The following is a 14,767-nucleotide window of genomic DNA, read 5'->3' on the forward strand; positions in this document are numbered from 1 at the left end:
TATTTAAATTATCAAATAGAATACCAACTTACGTCTCGTGCACGTGCATCGTGAGTGCGTAATGCACATTAAAAGAAAAACTACTCTTTGCTTAACCCACGACCAAGCAGACTGAAATAATGATAAAAGGCTTGGTTAATTCGATGTCGCTGTTCGCCTTGAGGGTATAGACCCATTTTGGCTTCTTCAGAATAGCGGCTTCCTTTTACTAAAAAGGTACTGGTAGGTTTTGTGTCTTCAACGAAGGCTTCGAAGGCTCTTGCTGACATCTCTTCTGGTTTGGCGTAGTAGAGTATTTTTAGCTTTTGGTCTGCAAGGCGGGATGCTTGAAACAACTCACTCGGCTCATCACCAAGCTCATTTAACATTATGGCTTTAAAACAGTCTGCCAGTAAACCGTTTAAAGGATGAGGCCGATCATTTTTAGACAAGCGGATGGTGGCATTATTCAACCATCTTTCAGAGGCGAATTGCGAAGGCAAAGTGTGCTGAAACATTTTTTCGCCCATGTAGTGGTCGAAAGCGTGAAACCATTCGTGTGCCAGGCTACCAGCACCTGCATTTTTCGCGAGAGATAACTGTCTTGTAGCCGGTACATAATGCGCCGCAACACCTGGCCTACCACCTTTGCCATATTGAAGACCTAAAGTGCCACGCAAAGAGATTAAATGCTCTGGCCCATGCAACACATCCATCAAGTCTTCTAGCGCACGATGAAAATTCACCGCCGCTCTGTCTCTTTCTTGCGGCGTTACCCAACGCCCCATTTCAATACCACGGAAGTCGAACTGTCGACGGATCAATACAAAATTCATAGCAGAATAAACAGACGACATTCTGACTCATAACCACCCGATTAACTAAGGCTAAATTGCTGGTTAAACTCCACAATTTTCGCATCACGCATTGCTTTTAATGCCAACAATTGATCTTCCACATTGCGTTTTGTCGCCTCGATCAAATCAACATCATTGCCGTGAGAAAGCTGGGCCAACTCATGCTCATAATGATCAAGCAAAGCGTCAAAATCATCTTGATATGCTTCTTCGACTAACGCTAAAGCCATTTGGTGTTGGTAGCTTATTGGTTGTTCGGTACGCTTTTGAACATAAACCAGAGCATTATCTAAATACAATTGCTTAAGATCTTTGCTAGGAGATCTTGTATTACTCAGCGTATTTCTTCGCTCATCCGTAAACGCTCTAGTTTGAAGCACTTCTGCTTCATAACCGACACTTGCTTGAGCAAAACTAACGGGCAACGCATTCAATACCAGAATGGCCGTGAGAGACTGCAATTTTTTAAGAAGTACTTTTTTCATACAAACCTTCTTACTTTTTATATATTTGCATTTGATTCTATTGAGCCTAGGCAACAAGAACAACCACCAGCACGCTGATGCACAATTAAATCTCATCTTTTCGCTTTATCTAAGAAAGATAAATTTCCACCCGCTCTTTCCCCTTACCTACATTTTTTCGCTTCAATTTAATAAGCCCTAATTCTGCTGTACTTTTCACGTGCGTTCCACCACAAGGCACTTGCGCGAAGCCATCAATCTTCCAGTAGCGACGCTCTTCATGTTGGTCTGAAAAATCTTTTTCAATCGACAAATCTGCATCAATCAACGACTGAGCCTGAGCTTCAATGTTTGGCAACAACGATAAAATACTTTCAGGCCATTCAAAGTCGATACGACTTTTATTTTCTGAGATATGAGCCCCCATTTTGGCTAGATTCGGTAATGTCTTATAAAACAACTCCAAGACAAGCTCCGCAGCAAAATGCAAACGCATTAGGTTGTATCGACGGGGCCAGTCTATTTTAACGAGAACGGCTTGACCAACATAAAAAGTTGGGGGTTCGGCAAGCGTATAAAGAATAGATTGGCCTATCTTTTCTGCTTTGATCACATCATGACCACCAATACTGCCCGAATCACTTTCTTGCCCTCCAGACTCAGCATAAAAAATAGTTTCTGCAAGCTGAACTTGATTATGGACAACGTAGGTAACACTTGTTACCAATTCAGTTTGATATGGATCTACCCAAAACTGCTTTATGGTCATTTTTGCCTCGCGCATTCAATTGTCTACTATTAATACAATAAGATGATGATAAAGCTAAGTGATATATCAACAATCGCCTAAAAACCGCTAGGCAAAACTTGTAATGTTTGATGTGTTTCAACTTATATGTCCAATCGGTCAAAACTGTCGTCAGCTGCGCACAGAACCCCCTCATAATTGAGCGTCTTTATGGCAAAACTATGCATAAAAAAAGTTTTTTTTGACGTTTTAAACCTTTTTCTGACCAAAAAGACAGCATTTAAAAATGGTGATTTTATTTCATCAATAAAGTGAAAATATGTCGTTTGTTGAGCAAATTTCATCCGCTTATGATCGCGACATTCATCATCCTAAGAGGAAATTGTCATGGCAACAACAACGAAAAAAATCACCTTAAAAACCGTAAAAAAAGCCTTATCTCGTGCTTACGCCGTCTATATGATGAAAGACACGTTTAAGAATTTACCCACACTAAAAATAGAAGGCGTTAGACGGATTGATTGGAGTGGTTGCGATTTATAGTTGCTTACATCCCTTCCTCTTTGATGCTTTGGTAAGTCATGACACGACTTACCAAAAGTTTCAGCGCACAAGAAACTACTGTTCGACATAACCAATTTTTAGTACCCTGCGCCTTCCTTTTATTATGGTGCTCAAATCCCCTAATGTTAAAAAATGCGCTTCTCTGTCTATTGCTTATCCTTACCGTGTCTTTTCAGCCGCTCATGGCTGCCCCCGATTTTGTCGCCATAAAAGCCCAAGCCCAATTAGCAGAAGATACCTACCTAGAAGCCCATACACTTGAACAACGACTCGAAGAACAAGGCCAATCATTACTTCATCAGTCTATTATTCCTTTGTCTCAAGTAAGCTACTTTTTGAGTCGTGCCAATGGTGTTCAGACCATTGCTATTAGAGGTACGGCAAATTTAGAAAATGCCATGTTGGATTTGGACCTAGAATTACAACCAGACAGCCTATTGAATATAAAGCTGCATCAGGGCTTTGGATCTGGAGCAAAGGCGGTTTACGAAGATATCCAGCCTTTTCTTAGTAAAGAACACCCCATCCACCTAACAGGACACAGTTTAGGTGGCGCTATTGCGGTCATTCTTGCCATGTACTTAGAAAAAGACGGCTTTGCTGTTGAACAAGTCATTACCTTTGGTCAACCTAAAGTGACGAATGCCACAGGCGCCAAAATGTTTAGCCGCCTGCCACTGACACGAGTTGTCACACCAAACGATATTGTGCCACTGGTTCCACCCATCAGCCCAATGCAAATTAAAGACTTAGATATTTTCTGGCATATGGGCGAAGAAGTTATTCTGCTTGGCGGCAAAACATTCACCCAAACAAATGGCATAAAAAGTATGCTAAGAGCCACTAAATTCACCACTTCTATACCAAACGAACAAAATCTCATCGCTCACAAAATGACAACTTATGTAAACTTAATTGAAGCGCTACAAACCACTCCGCAAGAAATGCCTTATAAAACTGACATTAGCCTATTCGGCTTTTCACTCGATTAGGGCATCCCACTTATTGCTGCAATCTAGGCCATAACCTCGCCCTTGAACTAGATATTTCCATTCTATATTTAACAATCATGAGGGCGCTATAGTGTGATGCAAAAGTCATCAATTAGCGCTCGCTGCCAATAAAAAGCATCCTTACACTCAGTCTCTTTGTTATTTTCTTAATTCTTCTATTTCTTAAGAAAATAACTTAAATCATTGTTTTTATTAAAATTTATCTTCGATCAAGACAAATAAATAACGAGATCAAGAAAATTGGCACTTGACTAAGTTAGTTATACATCATACAACTTATTAAAGGTGTAGTGAAACAGCGTTTTAATTTTAAAGTTTAAGCGTTTTAGTAGATTCTCAAACACCTTATTTAAGCATTAAAAAGTCTCTTAAAAGATAAAAATACTAAACAGGATACTTACTTTATGATCATTAAATCCATTTCAGTGGACGTTTTTACTTTTCTTAGCCGTCGATCAGTAGACACCGCAGGCCATGCTCACCCAGGTGATGAAAAGCCAACTAAAATGGCTATGCTGCGAATTACAACCGAATCTGGTGACGAAGGTTATGCTTTTGGCCCACCAGAAGTAATACGGAAACACATCCTCGACGCCTTCGCTCGTAAAGTCCTGATTGGACAAAATGCCATGCATAGGGAGCGTTTGTGGCAAGAGCTGGCTCACTGGCAACGTGGCAGCGCGGGACAACTAACAGATCGTGCTCTAGCGTTAATTGAGCAAGCGTTATGGGATCTTATTGGTCGTAAATTTAACACGCCTGTTTATCAATTACTTGGCGGATACCGCGATAAAGTTTTAGCGTATGGCAGTACCATGTGTGGTGACGAACTAAAAGGCGGTCTAGCGACACCAGAGGATTACGCTCGCTTCGCTGAGACATTGGTAAAACGTGGTTACAAAGCCATCAAACTGCATACTTGGATGCCTCCTGTATCTTTTGCTCCTAGCCCAAAAATGGATATTCAAGCCTGCGCGGCAGTGCGTGAAGCCGTTGGCCCTGACATCGCCTTAATGCTTGATGGATATCATTGGTACAGCCGCACTGACACGTTCAAAATTGGTAAAGCACTAGAACGCCTAAATTTTGAATGGATAGAAGAACCCATGCCGGAAGAATCCACGGAGTCTTATGCATGGCTCGCCAAAAACCTAGATATTCCTGTTTTAGGCCCAGAGTCACTTTCTGGTAAACATTTTAGTCGTGCCAGTTGGGTTAAAAATGAAGCCTGTGACATTTTACGAGCGGGCGTGGCAGGTGTTGGCGGTATTGGGCCCTGCATGAAGGTTTCCCACCTTGCCGATTCTTTCGGTATGAATTGTGAAATCCACGGTAACGGTGCCGCTAACCTTGCGGTGGTGGGTGCGATCAAAAACTGCGCTTGGTATGAGCGTGGATTGCTTCATCCCTTCCTAGAATACGATGACGTTCCAGCCTATCTAAATAGTATCGTCGACCCTATGGATAAGGACGGTTATGTCCACCTCCCTCAAAGACCAGGTCTGGGTGAAGACATTAACTTCGAATACATAGCTAACAATACGGTAGAAACCTATTAATCAACTGACATTAAAATGAAACGCCGTTGCCACTTGTTTAAAACCAACAAAGAAGACAAGCCAGCGGCCATGCTTATCCATTACAAAAATAAAGAGGAAGCAAAATGAACGTTTCAAATCTACTTAAATACTGCGCGCTTTCAATGGCAATCGGTATAGCAATTGTGCCAAATGCAAACGCAATCACACCCGATGATCAACTCGTTATCGGTATGAGCATGGATAACTTGCTGTCCCTCGACCCAGCAGCGGCAAGTGGTTTAGATGTCGTCGGCGTTAACTCAAATCTATACGATATGTTGATTGAACTTGCACCAAAAGATCCATCCCAAATCTCCCCTGCTGTCGCTCAAAGTTGGACTATTAGTGATGATGGTACTCGTATTACGTTTAAACTACGTGACGATGTGACTTTCCACTCAGGTAATAAACTAACAGCGCAAGACGTGGCTTGGTCATTACAGCGTGTTTTAAAGCTCAATTTAGCCCTCGCTTCTACCTGGAAAACTTATGGTTTCACTGCGGATAACGTCGATCAGGTGGTTCAAGCAATAGACGACTACACACTGGAAATTACATTACCAGAAATAACGGACCCAAAATTGGTTCTTTATACGCTTGGCAGTTCCCCAAGTGCTTTTATTGTAGATCGAAAAGAAGCGCTTAAACACGAAGTCGATGGCGATTTAGCTCACACTTGGCTTACCACTAACGTTGCAGGATCAGGCCCGTTTCAACTGCAAAATTGGCGTGCAAAAGACCGGGTATTAATGAACCGCTTTGACGATTATTGGCGTGAGCCATCAGAGATGAAGCGTATTGTAATGCGCCATATGACAGAGTCGCAGTCGTTACGCTTAATGTTACAGCGTGGTGATATAGACGTTGCTATGGGCATGTCTATACCCGATATAGAAGCCCTAAAACAAGACAGTCATATACGAACAGAGGCGAATACACGAGGCACACTTTACTACGTTGCTGTCAGTATGAAAGACCCTAAATTTGCCAATAAAAAAGTACGTGAAGCCGTGCGTTATTTAATTGATTATCAGGGTATCAACGAGTCCATTATGCCAAACTACGGCGTTTTGCATCAACGACCTGTTAAATCAGGCTTACCTGCAACTCTTCCTGGACCCGGCTATGCCTTAAACGTAGAAAAAGCCAAAACGCTCTTAGCGGAAGCAGGCTACCCGGAAGGCTTTCAAACCAGCATTCGTGTGCTCTCTCAATTGCCTTTTATTAACATCGCCACCAACGTGCAATCCACCTTGGCTCAAGCAGGCATTAATGCGGAAATCATAACTGGTACTGGCAATCAGGTTTATGGGGCAATGCGCGAGCGTAACTTTGAAATGCTCGTTGGTCGAGGTGGTGGTGGCATAGAGCCACATCCACATTCTAGTCTACGTTCATTAGTCTATAACCCTGATAACAGTGATGAAGCCAAACTCACTAATTTCCAGGGTTGGCGTACGGCATTTTACAGCCCAGACATTAATAGCATTATCGATACCGCTTTATTGGAAAAAGACGCTAAGAAACAAATCAAAATGTATCAAGACGTCCAAAACCTTTACGACACTCAAATTGGTGCCATTTTCCCTATTTCACAGATGGTCGATACCGTGCTGATTAGAAGCGATGTTAAGCATTACGAAGGTCATCAAGCCGCCACAACACGATTACGTGAAGTCACTAAAGAACGCTAAAGCAATTTTATGTTTGCGTCGACCACTGGCTCATTTTGCGCCGTGGTCTTCCCACTATTCTGGAGACTTATTGTGTTTACTTTTCAATTATTTAGACCAAAGGTGAAAAGTTTCTTTGGTGGCCTTAGCTCTGTTGCCATCACGTTACTAGGCCTGCTTGCGCTGACGTTTTTTATTGGTCGGGTTATGCCCATTGACCCCGTTCTATCGGTTATTGGCCCGGACGCCGATAATTCAACATACGAGCAAGTTTATCAAGAGATGGGGCTCGATAAGCCCATCTACGTGCAATATCTCTATTACATAAATGACCTTGCTCATGGTGACTTTGGTAATGCCTTACTCACCGGACGCCCTGTAATAGAAGATATTGCACGCGTCTTTCCAGCGACCTTAGAACTTGCCACTGTGGCCATTATCTTTGGCATTGTTATTGGTATTCCTTTAGGCGTTTACGCTGCGGTCAATAAAGGTCGAGTTATCGATCATATCATTCGTGTAATCAGCTTATTTGGTTATTCCACGCCCGTGTTCTGGGTTGGCATGATAGGCCTAATTATCTTTTATGCTTGGCTCAATGTCGTTGGCGGATCAGGTCGTGTTGACCTAGCCTACGATGGTTTTGTTGATCCAGTAACAGGGATGTTGCTAATAGATTCCGCTCTCGCAAAAGATTGGGACGTTTTTCAAAGTGCTGTCAAACACATTATTTTGCCTGCCTTTATATTGGGTTTAAACGCCGTGTCGTTTATTACTCGTATGACACGCAGTTTCATGTTGGAACAACTTTCTCAAGAATACATTTTAACGGCTCAAGTAAAAGGTTTGCCTAAGCATGTTGTCATTTGGCGCCATGCATTTCGTAATATTCTTGTGCAATTACTCACTATTATCACCCTCTCCTATGGTTCGCTGCTGGAAGGTGCGGTGTTAATTGAGACTGTCTTTGCTTGGCCAGGATTTGGGCAATACCTCACCAGCAGCCTTTTGCTTGGTGATATGAATGCCGTCGTCGCCTCTGTTTTACTCATTGGTCTAATCTTTATTTCAATGAACTTGCTGACAGATTTGCTTTATCAAGTATTCGATCCAAGGACAAGAAAATGATGACAAACTCTACGATGGCGTCATCCGCCACCTCAAAATCCACCAGTGCTGGCATGGTGATGTTATTGCAAATGCTCGTCCATGGCAGTAAAAGAATCATACATAATCCTTTGACGGCTGCAGGACTTTTTGTCGTGATGTTACTGCTTATTGTGGCCATGTTCGCTCCATGGATTGCCACCCATAACCCTTTGGCTCAGGAACTTAGCAATAGTTTACAGCCGCCTAGTTCTGAACATTGGTTTGGTACCGATGAATTCGGTCGCGATATCTTTAGTCGCTTGGTTTATGGTTCTCGTATCACCTTATACATCATTACCTTAGTCACCGTAATTGTCGGTCCAATTGGCTTAGCCATTGGCACCATTTCTGGTTACTTTGGTGGTGTAATCGACACCATATTCATGCGCATTACCGATATTTTTATTTCTTTTCCAGGGTTAGTACTTGCACTTGCTTTTGTCGCTGCGTTAGGACCTGGCTTAGAGCATGCCGTCATTGCGATTGCATTGACTAGTTGGCCACCAATCGCTCGCTTGGCTCGTGCAGAAACCCTGCAATTGCGCAAAGCGGATTACATTGTAGCGGTCCAGTTACAAGGTGCATCCTCTACTCGCATCATCTTCCGCCATATCGTTCCAATGTGTCTGTCCTCCGTTATTGTGCGACTTACTATGAACATGGCGGGAATTATTTTGACCGCAGCAGGATTAGGCTTCTTAGGATTAGGCGCTCAAGCCCCCCTTCCCGAATGGGGAGCTATGATCTCTACCGGCCGCAGTTACATGTTAGAACACTGGTGGCTCGTCGCTGCTCCGGGTGCCGCAATTATGCTGGTCAGTCTAGCGTTCAACTTACTTGGTGATGGTCTACGTGACCTACTCGATCCTAGAAATTAAAGGTGTGATTTTTATGCAAAATACAAAGTTAGAAGTCAAAAACCTTCAAATTAGCTTTTCACATGAAGGAAACCAAGTAAACGCAGTACGCGACGTGTCTTTTTCTCTTGGGCAAGAAAAACTCGCCATTGTTGGAGAATCTGGCTCTGGTAAGTCCACGGTAGGACGTAGCTTATTAAAACTACACCCAAAAAACGCCACCGTGGAAGCCGAAAAACTGCTCTTTGGTGATATTGATTTGTTAAAAGCCAGTGAAAAAACCATGCGAGATATTCGTGGTCGTCGTATCTCTATGATTATGCAAGACCCCAAATACTCACTTAATCCCGTTATGAAAGTCGGTGACCAAATTGCCGAAGCGTATCTTGCTCATTACAAGGTGAGCAAAAAAATCGCGCAAGAAAAAGCCTTGGTCATGCTTGAGAAAGTTCAAATTCGTGATCCCAAACGCGTTTATTCACTTTATCCTCATGAGGTATCGGGCGGCATGGGACAGAGGGTGATGATTGCCATGATGCTGATTCCCGAGCCAGAAATCATTATTGCAGACGAGCCCACTTCTGCTCTTGATGTATCTGTGCAACGCCAAGTGCTGAATCTATTGGACGAGCTGATTAATGAAAGCAACATCGGACTCATTTTTATCAGTCACGACTTAGATTTGGTGCGCAATTACTGTGATCGTGTACTCGTAATGTACGCTGGTCGCGTGGTGGAATCCATCAAAGCCAGTGAGCTGGAAAATGCTCACCATCCATACACACAAGGTTTGCTCAAGGCACCACCAAGAATCGGCGATATTCGACACCGCCTACCTACTTTAGAACGAGACCCTAGCTGGTTATACAATTGAGGAGTATTTATGAACATGATCAACATCGAAGGACTCAATTTATCTTTTGGCTCAGGCTCAAACGAAAGCAAAATATTACATGATGTCAATATTCAGGTTAAAGCCGGTGAATCTTTTGGCTTGGTGGGGGAATCTGGTTCAGGCAAAACCACCGTTTTGCGCTGTCTAGCAGGACAATATCATCATTGGTCAGGGCAACTTTCCGTTAATGGCAATTCTCTGCAGCATAAGCTCGACAAAAAACGCTGCATCGATATGCAAATGGTTTTTCAAGATCCATATGGTTCGTTGCATCCAAGACACAGCATTGAAACAGCGCTTGCGGAACCGTTAAAGATCCACAAGATGGACAATAAAGACCAACGCATCAGTAGCATACTCAAAAAGGTAGGATTAGATGACAGCTTTCGTTATCGCTCACCGCACCAATTGTCTGGTGGTCAACGCCAACGCGTTGCGATTGCCAGAGCCTTAATACTTGAACCCCAAATTTTACTCTTAGACGAACCAACGTCGGCACTGGATGTTTCTGTACAGGCAGAAATTCTTAATCTACTAAAAGAGTTAAAAGAAAAAGAGGGGCTAACCTATTTGATGGTGACTCATGATCTTGGGGTCGTCACTTATCTGTGTGATCGTGTGGCCGTCATGCAAAATGGACACATTGTCGAAACCATTTCATCCAGTAATCTCGCGAATCATGGTGCATCAGAGCCTTATACAAAAATGCTTTTGGATTGTTGCTATCACACAGAAGCAAGGCTGAATGACACAACTTCTTTCGCAAATTAGTTAGATGCTTCAACATTATGAATATTTCGAAAGCGTTCGCTCTAAACGGAACGCTTTTTTACTTTATTAATAGTGTTATGGACGTTTTCCTACAATAGAGTATAAAAACTCACATCGTAAAACACGATGTTGCAGATTCCGTTCTATTTTATTGCCCCCTTCTATTACCAATTTTAATAAGAAGCGTTATCATTAGCACCGTTTATTCGCCTACTAACGTCTTTAGGGTGCCTTATCCTTTTCCAAAGCATTCTAGTAAATACGTCGCTGTAGATATTCAATTCAAAGGAATCATTATGCTGCTTAACCGACCTTCTTTTAAGAAAATCTTGCTTTGTGCCTGTGTTACCGCTTCTTTCGGCGCTTTTGCCAAGGATCATAGTGTTACAACGAAATATGGCGAAGTAAAAGTAAACGATAATGTAAGTCGCATTGTGGCACTATCTGAAGACGCTCTAGACAGTGCCATTGCTCTTGGCATTCAGCCTTTAGGGGCCGTTGCGACACGTGGTGGAGATTCCGTAGCAGAATACATCCAAGAACGTGCAAAGGGGGTAAATATGGTCGGTACTTCACGTCAAAACAACCTTGAAGCCATTGCAGCACAGCGCCCTGATCTTATTTTAGCGTCTGCAAGCTTACCGCAGGACCAATACAATATTTTATCGAAAATTGCGCCGACTATCGTCCCGCTTTCTCCTGGAATGGTGTCAGACAGCTGGATTAGTATTGCAAAAGTCTACGCGCAAGCACTCAACAAAAGCCAAGAAATGGACATCATACTAAACGACATAAAAGAGCGTGAAAACACATTAAAAGACCGTATTACTGCGATCTTACCAGAAGACAAACGTTCAGCTACCTTAGCACGTTGGATGCCTCAAGGCCCTATTGTTATGTCATCACAAATCTTCTCGACAGATGTCCTAGCCGCTACTGGCTTCATCATTAATGATGCGGATGTTATCAAAGAAGGCCGCCCTCACAGCAGCCCGCTCAGCCTAGAAAATTTATCTAAAGTAGACAGTGACTGGCTGTTTTTAGCCACGCTAAATACGGAAGGCAAAGACGCATTAGAAGCCGCTAAAACATCGCCTTCTTTCTCTCGCCTGAATGTCGTAAAAGACGATAAAGTCATCACAGTAAATGGTCAACTATGGACAAGTGCTGCAGGTCCACTGGCCGCTCATGCAATCTTGGATAACATTGAAGCCATTATCGATAATAAGATTCAATAAATCCGATGATCAGTTGGTTTCAAACGCCTCCATCACAACGACCACTGTTTCGCGTTTTTGTGTCAGCACTTTTGGTGCTGGCACTTTGCTGTTTCTGTAGTTTGTTGCTTGGTGCGGGAGGCTTAAGTCCGCAAGCGTCCTTTCAAACATTATTAGGTAATGGTTCATCGGACGATCAATTCACCGTCTTTCATTTGCGCACTACTCGAACTCTCGTTGGTGTATTTGTTGGCCTAACATTGGGCATTGCTGGCGCCATGATGCAATCTGTCGCACGCAATCCTTTGGCAGAGCCCGGTTTGCTCGGCGTCAGTGCTGGAAGCTCATTTGCTGTCGCACTGACATTAGTGCTTGGGGCGAGCACGGCCACTCTGACCGTTGGTGTCGCACAATTTGGCGCCTTGTTGGGTTGTCTATGCGTGCTCGGGGTGGCCCGAATGCAAGGGCAGCAAAATGATCCTATTCGTTTGGTGCTCGCGGGGGCCGCTTTGTCGAGCTTATTATTTGCCATCACCTCTTTGATACTCTTGTTTGATCAAAGAGCCGCCGATGAAATTCGTTTTTGGGTGACAGGCAGTGTGGCAGGACGAGATATCCAGACATTACTCTCTGTACTACCCTCTATGCTAATGGCTGCCCTCTGTATTCTATACGTTGCTAAACCATTAGCTTCCTTAGCGCTAGGGGAACGCGTTGCCATTGGTCTTGGCCATAAACCCAAACGAATTCGTGCTGTGGTCATTGTGGCCGTTGCGTTATTAGTGGGCGGTGCTACCGCCATCGCAGGGCCAGTGGCATTTATTGGTCTAGTGGTTCCCTTCGCCGCTCGTGCGTTGGTCGGACCAGATATTCGTCGTACCTTGTGGTTATGCTTGCCTCTCGGCCCCATCATTGTGATTGCTGCAGACGTTGTTTCCCGCCTTGTGGCTCAGCCTGCGGAAATGCCTTTGGGCGTTCTAACCGCTATTATTGGTGCGCCAGTACTTTTATTGATTGTGCGATCTCGAAGAATGCCTACTTTATGATAAATCAAAGTCTTTCTATTACTCACCCAGCAGACACTGTGTCGGCGCCAAGCGGGCACTACCTGCTGTCTCTAGGTCGTCATATGACGATTCTGATTGAAAAACACGCCATTATCCGAAATATTGGTTTGCTGATTTTATTGTCGTGCGCGTGTATTGCCACTCTTGCCATTGGTACCATGCCAATATCGCCAAAAGATGTCATCGCGGTATTATTGGGTCACGGTGACGCCATGAGCCAGTTCATTGTGCAAGATTTACGCTTGCCACGTCTACTGGCCGCGCTGTTTACGGGGGCCGCGTTTAGTTTGGCTGGATGTTTAATGCAAACGATGGCTCGTAATCGGCTCGCGACACCGGGCATTATTGGCATAGATAACGCCGCCATGGCTTTTGCCGTCTCTTCCGTGGTTGGGATGGGCATTTCTTTAGCCCCCTCCGCTATGGCACTAGCGGGCGCCGCCACAGCAACGGCTCTGGCGTTTGGCCTAGCCGGTGGCAGCGGCACACGGGGCTACCGCTTTATTGTGGCCGGCATTGGCATTGGCGCTATTGCCGGCGCGGTAACACAATTACTATTAAGCCAAGTCAGTATTGATGTGGCCAACAGTGCCTACCCTTGGACCGTTGGTAGCCTAAGCGCTCGAGACCCTTTCATGGTGAATCTTTTGGGAGCTGGTATCGCCCTTTGTCTTATCGCTTGCCTGCTATTTTCCACTCAATTCGCCTTAATGCCCTTTTCAGATCAAGTGATTACAGGACTAGGAGCGAACATAAGACACATAAGAATCTTGGCTTTGGTGTTGTGCGTAACGCTCACAGGATTGGCTGTTGCCGTGGCGGGACCCGTTGGTCTAGTCGCCCTGGCCGGACCTGAAATTGCCCGTGTGCTGGCACGTTATCGAGGCATTCCGCTAATCAGCTCTGCACTAACGGGTGCCCTAGTGATGGTTTTAGCCGATTTGTTTGGCCGCACGATTTTATCCCCAATTGAACTGCCAGTCGGCATTGTAACCGCCGTCGTTGGTGGCCCTTATTTAATTTGGATATTGATTCGACGCACCTCAAGGACTTCCCTATGACCGTCACGACTCTGCATCAGCAGACTTCAACACACTTCATGAAATCTCGTCTCAGTGCCGACAATCTGACGTTAAAACATGGCAAGGTCAGTATTATTGAGCACTTAACTGTCAGCTTACCAGAAGGCAAAGTAACGGCTATTGTCGGACCAAATGGCTGCGGCAAGTCTACCCTATTGAATGGTCTATCACGTGTACACTCACCCAGCACAGGTGCGGTACTGCTCGATGGCAAAGACATTCACTCATTGCCATCCAAAGAAGTCGCCAGACGTCTTGCTTTACTACCACAAGACACACTCGCACCTGATGGCATTACTATTGAAGAGCTGATTCGCTTTGGTCGCCACCCTCACCAAAGCCTCTTAAAACAGTGGGCCATGGACGATCAAGAAGCCATTCAATACGCATTACATGCAGCGGACTTGATTGGATTAAAAGACCGACTACTAGACACTTTATCAGGGGGACAACGACAACGTGCTTGGATCGCCATGTCGATTGCCCAAGAAACCCCTTTGCTGTTACTGGATGAGCCTACATCCGCATTGGATTTAGGTCATCAAATTGAAGTTTTTGAATTGATTAGAGACCTATCGAGACAAGGCAAAACACTCGCCATGGTGGTTCATGACCTACCCAGTGCTTGTCGATATTCTGATCATATTATTGCGATGAAGAAAGGTGAAATCATCACCCAAGGCAGCCCTAAAGACGTGATGACAAAAGAGTTAGTACGTGAATTGTATGGCGTTGAGTGCGACCTGATACCAGACCCTATGACAGGCAGCCCCATTCTTATCAATATGAAGCGAGTCAGGAACTAAATCAGCCAGAAAGCAGGTCTGATCTGGTGAGATATCGCCGGATCA

The 14,767-nt window shown here is 44.3% G+C and carries 15 protein-coding genes; 12 read left to right on the top strand and 3 right to left on the bottom strand.

Annotation, left to right across the window (positions count from 1 at the left end; genetic code table 11):
* Positions 1–80: 80 nt before the first annotated feature.
* The 3 genes from DK187_RS11635 to DK187_RS11645 all read right to left on the bottom strand — a co-directional run bounded on the left by DK187_RS11635 (position 81) and on the right by DK187_RS11645 (position 2,084).
* Entirely contained in the window at positions 81–836 is a 756-nt protein-coding gene (locus DK187_RS11635; RefSeq protein ID WP_111607520.1) for a CLCA_X family protein, read from the bottom strand.
* Between the two features lie 20 nt (positions 837–856).
* Positions 857–1,321: a hypothetical protein gene (locus tag DK187_RS11640; RefSeq protein WP_111607521.1), complete on the bottom strand. Its 465-nt coding sequence runs from the start codon at positions 1,319–1,321 to the stop codon at positions 857–859.
* 109 nt (positions 1,322–1,430) lie between these two features.
* Positions 1,431–2,084 carry an alanine--tRNA ligase-related protein gene (locus DK187_RS11645; protein ID WP_223232369.1) on the bottom strand — a complete coding sequence of 218 codons (654 nt, stop codon included), beginning with the start codon at positions 2,082–2,084 and terminating at the stop codon, positions 1,431–1,433.
* A gap of 351 nt (positions 2,085–2,435) precedes the next feature.
* Between DK187_RS11645 and DK187_RS21090 the strand changes: the two genes are divergently transcribed.
* The 12 genes from DK187_RS21090 (at position 2,436) to DK187_RS11705 (ending at position 14,722) form a co-directional block, all read left to right on the top strand.
* Positions 2,436–2,591, top strand: a complete 156-nt coding sequence (locus DK187_RS21090) for a hypothetical protein (protein WP_162623505.1) — start codon at positions 2,436–2,438, stop codon at positions 2,589–2,591.
* Positions 2,592–2,734: 143 nt separating this feature from the next.
* Positions 2,735–3,604: a lipase family protein gene (locus tag DK187_RS11655; protein ID WP_223232368.1), complete on the top strand. Its 870-nt coding sequence runs from the start codon at positions 2,735–2,737 to the stop codon at positions 3,602–3,604.
* A 425-nt stretch (positions 3,605–4,029) separates the two neighbouring features.
* Positions 4,030–5,184, top strand: coding sequence for a mandelate racemase family protein (locus DK187_RS11660; protein WP_111607524.1), 1,155 nt, complete (start codon positions 4,030–4,032; stop codon positions 5,182–5,184).
* Positions 5,185–5,288: 104 nt separating this feature from the next.
* A complete protein-coding gene (locus DK187_RS11665; RefSeq protein ID WP_111607525.1) occupies positions 5,289–6,899 on the top strand; it encodes an ABC transporter substrate-binding protein in 1,611 nt (536 codons plus the stop codon).
* A 72-nt stretch (positions 6,900–6,971) separates the two neighbouring features.
* The gene (locus tag DK187_RS11670; protein WP_223232367.1) at positions 6,972–8,006 is read left to right on the top strand and encodes an ABC transporter permease; all 1,035 of its coding nucleotides are present in this window, start codon (positions 6,972–6,974) and stop codon (positions 8,004–8,006) included.
* Entirely contained in the window at positions 8,003–8,905 is a 903-nt protein-coding gene (gene nikC / locus DK187_RS11675; protein ID WP_204355624.1) for a nickel transporter permease, read from the top strand. Before DK187_RS11670 ends, nikC begins: the two co-directional genes overlap by 4 nt.
* 13 nt (positions 8,906–8,918) lie before the next feature.
* Positions 8,919–9,758 (top strand): ABC transporter ATP-binding protein, encoded by an 840-nt coding sequence (locus DK187_RS11680; protein WP_111607527.1) that lies wholly within the window; start codon positions 8,919–8,921, stop codon positions 9,756–9,758.
* A 9-nt stretch (positions 9,759–9,767) separates the two neighbouring features.
* Positions 9,768–10,550: an ABC transporter ATP-binding protein gene (locus DK187_RS11685; protein WP_111607528.1), complete on the top strand. Its 783-nt coding sequence runs from the start codon at positions 9,768–9,770 to the stop codon at positions 10,548–10,550.
* Positions 10,551–10,846: 296 nt separating this feature from the next.
* Complete coding sequence (locus DK187_RS11690) at positions 10,847–11,788, top strand: ABC transporter substrate-binding protein (RefSeq protein ID WP_111607529.1); 942 nt, start codon at positions 10,847–10,849, stop codon at positions 11,786–11,788.
* 5 nt (positions 11,789–11,793) lie between these two features.
* A complete protein-coding gene (locus tag DK187_RS11695; RefSeq protein ID WP_111607530.1) occupies positions 11,794–12,813 on the top strand; it encodes a FecCD family ABC transporter permease in 1,020 nt (339 codons plus the stop codon).
* Positions 12,810–13,895 (top strand): FecCD family ABC transporter permease, encoded by a 1,086-nt coding sequence (locus DK187_RS11700; RefSeq protein WP_111607531.1) that lies wholly within the window; start codon positions 12,810–12,812, stop codon positions 13,893–13,895. Before DK187_RS11695 ends, DK187_RS11700 begins: the two co-directional genes overlap by 4 nt.
* Positions 13,892–14,722, top strand: a complete 831-nt coding sequence (locus DK187_RS11705) for an ABC transporter ATP-binding protein (RefSeq protein WP_111607532.1) — start codon at positions 13,892–13,894, stop codon at positions 14,720–14,722. The genes DK187_RS11700 and DK187_RS11705 overlap by 4 nt, the downstream gene beginning before the upstream one ends.
* Positions 14,723–14,767: the final 45 nt, after the last annotated feature.

The organism is Marinomonas arctica, from assembly GCF_003259225.1.
In the GTDB taxonomy this organism is placed as follows: domain Bacteria; phylum Pseudomonadota; class Gammaproteobacteria; order Pseudomonadales; family Marinomonadaceae; genus Marinomonas; species Marinomonas arctica.

Bases quoted from the DNA above. Each gene is read 5' to 3' on its own strand.
- DK187_RS11635 (WP_111607520.1), bottom strand. From the start codon at position 836: ATGTCGTCTGTTTATTCTGCTATGAATTTTGTATTGATCCGTCGACAG.
- DK187_RS11640 (WP_111607521.1), bottom strand. From the start codon at position 1,321: ATGAAAAAAGTACTTCTTAAAAAATTGCAGTCTCTCACGGCCATTCTG.
- DK187_RS11645 (WP_223232369.1), bottom strand. From the start codon at position 2,084: ATGCGCGAGGCAAAAATGACCATAAAGCAGTTTTGGGTAGATCCATAT.
- DK187_RS21090 (WP_162623505.1), top strand. From the start codon at position 2,436: ATGGCAACAACAACGAAAAAAATCACCTTAAAAACCGTAAAAAAAGCC.
- DK187_RS11655 (WP_223232368.1), top strand. From the start codon at position 2,735: ATGTTAAAAAATGCGCTTCTCTGTCTATTGCTTATCCTTACCGTGTCT.
- DK187_RS11660 (WP_111607524.1), top strand. From the start codon at position 4,030: ATGATCATTAAATCCATTTCAGTGGACGTTTTTACTTTTCTTAGCCGT.
- DK187_RS11665 (WP_111607525.1), top strand. From the start codon at position 5,289: ATGAACGTTTCAAATCTACTTAAATACTGCGCGCTTTCAATGGCAATC.
- nikC (WP_204355624.1), top strand. From the start codon at position 8,003: ATGATGACAAACTCTACGATGGCGTCATCCGCCACCTCAAAATCCACC.
- DK187_RS11680 (WP_111607527.1), top strand. From the start codon at position 8,919: ATGCAAAATACAAAGTTAGAAGTCAAAAACCTTCAAATTAGCTTTTCA.
- DK187_RS11685 (WP_111607528.1), top strand. From the start codon at position 9,768: ATGAACATGATCAACATCGAAGGACTCAATTTATCTTTTGGCTCAGGC.
- DK187_RS11690 (WP_111607529.1), top strand. From the start codon at position 10,847: ATGCTGCTTAACCGACCTTCTTTTAAGAAAATCTTGCTTTGTGCCTGT.
- DK187_RS11695 (WP_111607530.1), top strand. From the start codon at position 11,794: ATGATCAGTTGGTTTCAAACGCCTCCATCACAACGACCACTGTTTCGC.
- DK187_RS11700 (WP_111607531.1), top strand. From the start codon at position 12,810: ATGATAAATCAAAGTCTTTCTATTACTCACCCAGCAGACACTGTGTCG.
- DK187_RS11705 (WP_111607532.1), top strand. From the start codon at position 13,892: ATGACCGTCACGACTCTGCATCAGCAGACTTCAACACACTTCATGAAA.